The organism is Curtobacterium uvaldense, from assembly GCF_028307415.1.
GTDB lineage: Bacteria > Actinomycetota > Actinomycetes > Actinomycetales > Microbacteriaceae > Curtobacterium.
Map to the genome: position 1 here is coordinate 1 of NZ_JAQMHU010000055.1, position 5,519 is coordinate 5,519.

Below are 5,519 nucleotides of genomic sequence, written 5' to 3' on the forward strand. Positions count from 1 at the left end.
GTTGAGTCCGGCGGCGTCCTACTCTCCCACAAGGTCCCCCTTGCAGTACCATCGGCGCTGAGAGGCTTAGCTTCCGGGTTCGGAATGTGACCGGGCGTTTCCCTCTCGCTATGACCACCGGAACACTGTCGACCCAGATCCTGGATCAAACCATTGTTCCTTCAGAGCATTGCTGAAGTATTCAGTTTGATTCCCGATCGTCTGTCGGGAACCACAAAGTGGACGCGAGCCCGCCACCCACAAGGGGTGACGGTGAAAGTTGTGTTGTCAAGTCTTCGGCTTATTAGTACCGGTCAGCTCCACGGGTCGTTAGTCCCCGCTTCCACATCCGGCCTATCAACCCAGTAGTCTGCTGGGAGCCTCTCACACTCAAGGTGCATGGAAATCTCATCTCGAAGACGGCTTCCCGCTTAGATGCTTTCAGCGGTTATCCGGTCCGAACGTAGCTAATCAGCGGTGCCCTTGGCAGAACAACTGACACACCAGAGGTTCGTCCATCCCGGTCCTCTCGTACTAGGGATAGATCTTCTCAAATTTCCAACGCGCGCAGCGGATAGGGACCGAACTGTCTCACGACGTTCTAAACCCAGCTCGCGTACCGCTTTAATGGGCGAACAGCCCAACCCTTGGGACCTACTCCAGCCCCAGGATGCGACGAGCCGACATCGAGGTGCCAAACCATGCCGTCGATATGGACTCTTGGGCAAGATCAGCCTGTTATCCCCGAGGTACCTTTTATCCGTTGAGCGACAGCGCTTCCACAAGCCACTGCCGGATCACTAGTCCCGACTTTCGTCCCTGCTCGACCTGTCAGTCTCACAGTCAAGCTCCCTTGTGCACTTACACTCGCCACCTGATTGCCAACCAGGTTGAGGGAACCTTTGGGCGCCTCCGTTACTCTTTGGGAGGCAACCGCCCCAGTTAAACTACCCATCAGGCACTGTCCATGAACCCGATCAGGGTCCTACGTTAGACATCCAAAGTGACCAGAGTGGTATTTCAACAATGACTCCACGAACACTAGCGTGCCCGCTTCACAGTCTCCCACCTATCCTACACAAGCCACTCCGAACACCAATACCAAACTGTAGTAAAGGTCACGGGGTCTTTCCGTCCTGCTGCGCGTAACGAGCATCTTTACTCGTAGTGCAATTTCGCCGAGTTCGCGGTTGAGACAGCTGGGAAGTCGTTACGCCATTCGTGCAGGTCGGAACTTACCCGACAAGGAATTTCGCTACCTTAGGATGGTTATAGTTACCACCGCCGTTTACTGGGGCTTAAATTCAGAGCTTCGCCCTAAGGCTAACCCTTCCTCTTAACCTTCCAGCACCGGGCAGGCGTCAGTCCGTATACATCGTCTTGCGACTTCGCACGGACCTGTGTTTTTAGTAAACAGTCGCTTCCCACTGGTCTCTGCGGCCTTCAACGCTCAACGACGAGAAGTCGTATCACGTGTCCGGCCCCCCTTCTCCCGAAGTTACGGGGGCATTTTGCCGAGTTCCTTAACCACGATTCTCTCGATCTCCTTGGTATTCTCTACCTGACCACCTGAGTCGGTTTCGGGTACGGGCGGCTGCAACCTCGCGTCGATGCTTTTCTCGGCAGCATAGGATCACTGATTTCCCCTTACGGGTACGCGTCGGATCTCAGGCACACAGACGACGGATTTGCCTATCGTCAGCCCTACATCCTTACACCAGGTTCACCTTACGGATACCATCGCCTGGCTCAGCTACCTTCCTGCGTCACACCTGTTCATACGCTAGCCGCACCAGCATGGGGTCGAGCGTTAGACCGGACACCATCACCCCGAAGGGATCCGGTAACCCGGGTTAGGACTCTTAGCACCACTGGATTAGCTTGGGCGGTTGTTCGCCGGTACGGGAATATCAACCCGTTGTCCATCGACTACGCCTGTCGGCCTCGCCTTAGGTCCCGACTTACCCAGGGCGGATTAACCTGGCCCTGGAACCCTTGGTCTTTCGGAGGACGGGTTTCTCACCCGTCTTTCGCTACTCATGCCTGCATTCTCACTCGTGTGGCGTCCACGGCTGGATTACTCCGCCGCTTCACTCGCCACACGACGCTCTCCTACCACTCCGCACGACTGAACCACGAAGGCTTGTCTGTGTGCGAAATCTACAACTTCGGCGGTGTGCTTGAGCCCCGTTACATTGTCGGCGCGGAATCACTTGACCAGTGAGCTATTACGCACTCTTTCAAGGGTGGCTGCTTCTAAGCCAACCTCCTGGTTGTCTGTGCAACTCCACATCCTTTCCCACTTAGCACACGCTTAGGGGCCTTAGTTGGTAGTCTGGGTTGTTTCCCTCTCGACGATGAAGCTTATCCCCCACCGTCTCACTGCTGCGCTCTCACTCACCGGCATTCGGAGTTTGGCTGACGTCAGTAACCTGTTGAGGCCCATCGGCCATCCAGTAGCTCTACCTCCGGCGAGAAACACGCAACGCTGCACCTAAATGCATTTCGGAGAGAACCAGCTATCACGAAGTTTGATTGGCCTTTCACCCCTATCCACAGCTCATCCCCTCCATTTTCAACTGAAGTGGGTTCGGTCCTCCACGACGTCTTACCGTCGCTTCAACCTGGCCATGGATAGATCACTTCGCTTCGGGTCTAGGACATGCGACTGAATCGCCCTATTCAGACTCGCTTTCGCTACGGCTGCCCCACACGGGTTAACCTCGCCACATATCACTAACTCGCAGGCTCATTCTTCAAAAGGCACGCCGTCACCCCTACAAGGAGGCTCCGACGGTTTGTAAGCAAACGGTTTCAGGTACTATTTCACTCCCCTCCCGGGGTACTTTTCACCTTTCCCTCACGGTACTTGTCCGCTATCGGTCATCTGGGAGTATTTAGGCTTATCAGGTGGTCCTGACAGATTCACACGGGATTTCTCGGGCCCCGTGCTACTTGGGATACACATCCGGCCATAACACCATTTCGTCTACGGGGCTGGCACCCACTACGGCCCGGCTTTCAAACCGGTTCGACTATGATGCGCTGTAACCGTCCCAGTCCGGCAGAACTGAGCGACGTGTCCCACAACCCCGACCATGCAACGCCCGCCGGCTATCACACATGATCGGTTTAGCCTCATCCGCTTTCGCTCGCCACTACTCACGGAATCACATGTTGTTTTCTCTTCCTGTGGGTACTGAGATGTTTCACTTCCCCACGTTCCCTCTACCCGCCCTATATATTCAGGCGGGAGTCACCAGGTCGACAAGTCGCCTGGCGGGGTTTCCCCATTCGGAAATCCTCGGCTCACAGCTCGATTATCAGCTCCCCGAGGCTTATCGCAGATTTCTACGTCCTTCTTCGGCTCCAGATGCCAAGGCATCCACCGTTTGCTCTTAGAAACTTGACCACAAAGATTAAAATTGCGATCGACTCGAACAACAACCAACCCGAAAGTCGGTCATCATCACGAGCGATCTAAGATGCTCGCGTCCACTGTGTAGTTCTCAACATACGATCGGCACCAGCACTCCCCCACCAACCGGTAGGTTCACCCTGGCCCAACGAAGGACCCGTAGGCCCAACCCCCGCCAACACTCACGTGTCAACAGGAAGCCTGGTCCCTCAGGACCCAACAACGTGCACCAGCCGACCCGCTCACCCCGACCCGTCCCAACCAGCAAGCTGGCGTACTAGGGCCGGAAGCTACGCTCCCGACTGCACTGTCAATGTTCCACCCATGAGCTACCGGCAACCACGTTCGGGTTACTCGGCGCCTGAACCAGACACCTGCAGGGCAGGGCCGGTCAGATGCTCCTTAGAAAGGAGGTGATCCAGCCGCACCTTCCGGTACGGCTACCTTGTTACGACTTAGTCCTAATCACCGATCCCACCTTCGACGGCTCCTTCCACAAGGGTTAGGCCACCGGCTTCGGGTGTTACCGACTTTCATGACTTGACGGGCGGTGTGTACAAGGCCCGGGAACGTATTCACCGCAGCGTTGCTGATCTGCGATTACTAGCGACTCCGACTTCATGAGGTCGAGTTGCAGACCTCAATCCGAACTGAGACCGGCTTTTTGGGATTCGCTCCACCTTACGGTATCGCAGCCCTTTGTACCGGCCATTGTAGCATGCGTGAAGCCCAAGACATAAGGGGCATGATGATTTGACGTCATCCCCACCTTCCTCCGAGTTGACCCCGGCAGTCTCCTATGAGTCCCCGCCATAACGCGCTGGCAACATAGAACGAGGGTTGCGCTCGTTGCGGGACTTAACCCAACATCTCACGACACGAGCTGACGACAACCATGCACCACCTGTACACCGACCACAAGGGGGCGACCATCTCTGGCCGTTTCCGGTGTATGTCAAGCCTTGGTAAGGTTCTTCGCGTTGCATCGAATTAATCCGCATGCTCCGCCGCTTGTGCGGGCCCCCGTCAATTCCTTTGAGTTTTAGCCTTGCGGCCGTACTCCCCAGGCGGGGCGCTTAATGCGTTAGCTACGACACAGAAACCGTGGAAAGGTCCCTACATCTAGCGCCCAACGTTTACGGCGTGGACTACCAGGGTATCTAATCCTGTTCGCTCCCCACGCTTTCGCTCCTCAGCGTCAGTTACGGCCCAGAGATCTGCCTTCGCCATCGGTGTTCCTCCTGATATCTGCGCATTCCACCGCTACACCAGGAATTCCAATCTCCCCTACCGCACTCTAGTCTGCCCGTACCCACTGCAAGCCCGAGGTTGAGCCTCGGGATTTCACAGCAGACGCGACAAACCGCCTACGAGCTCTTTACGCCCAATAATTCCGGACAACGCTTGCACCCTACGTATTACCGCGGCTGCTGGCACGTAGTTAGCCGGTGCTTTTTCTGCAGGTACCGTCACTTTCGCTTCTTCCCTACTAAAAGAGGTTTACAACCCGAAGGCCGTCATCCCTCACGCGGCGTTGCTGCATCAGGCTTTCGCCCATTGTGCAATATTCCCCACTGCTGCCTCCCGTAGGAGTCTGGGCCGTGTCTCAGTCCCAGTGTGGCCGGTCACCCTCTCAGGCCGGCTACCCGTCGTCGCCTTGGTGAGCCATTACCTCACCAACAAGCTGATAGGCCGCGAGTCCATCCCCAACCAAGAAATCTTTCCACCACCAGACCATGCGGCCAGTGATCATATCCAGTATTAGACGTCGTTTCCAACGCTTATCCCAGAGTCAGGGGCAGGTTACTCACGTGTTACTCACCCGTTCGCCACTAATCACAGGAGCAAGCTCCTGATCATCGTTCGACTTGCATGTGTTAAGCACGCCGCCAGCGTTCGTCCTGAGCCAGGATCAAACTCTCCGTAAAAATTTACAGATCCGACACCCGAAAGCGCCGAACCGAGTTGATTCTGACTGTTGACTGTCTACTGACAATCTTCAATCCAAAAGGAATTGTCTCCGACGACCACAACCAAAGCTGCAATCGCACGGGGTCAAAATAATTGGCATTGACAATGTGCACGCTGTTGAGTTCTCAAGGACCAGACGCACCCCCCACTC

Annotated in this window: 3 rRNA genes; all 3 read right to left on the reverse strand. The window is 55.7% G+C overall.

What is annotated here, in order from left to right:
• Positions 1 to 5: 5 nt before the first annotated feature.
• Positions 6 to 122: ribosomal RNA gene (gene rrf, locus PIJ49_RS16705) — 5S ribosomal RNA — on the reverse strand.
• A 141-nt stretch (positions 123 to 263) separates the two neighbouring features.
• A 23S ribosomal RNA gene (locus tag PIJ49_RS16710) occupies positions 264 to 3,391 on the reverse strand.
• A 412-nt stretch (positions 3,392 to 3,803) separates the two neighbouring features.
• A 16S ribosomal RNA gene (locus PIJ49_RS16715) occupies positions 3,804 to 5,325 on the reverse strand.
• Together the 16S, 23S and 5S rRNA genes form the textbook arrangement of a ribosomal RNA operon.
• Between the last annotated feature and the right edge of the window lie 194 nt (positions 5,326 to 5,519).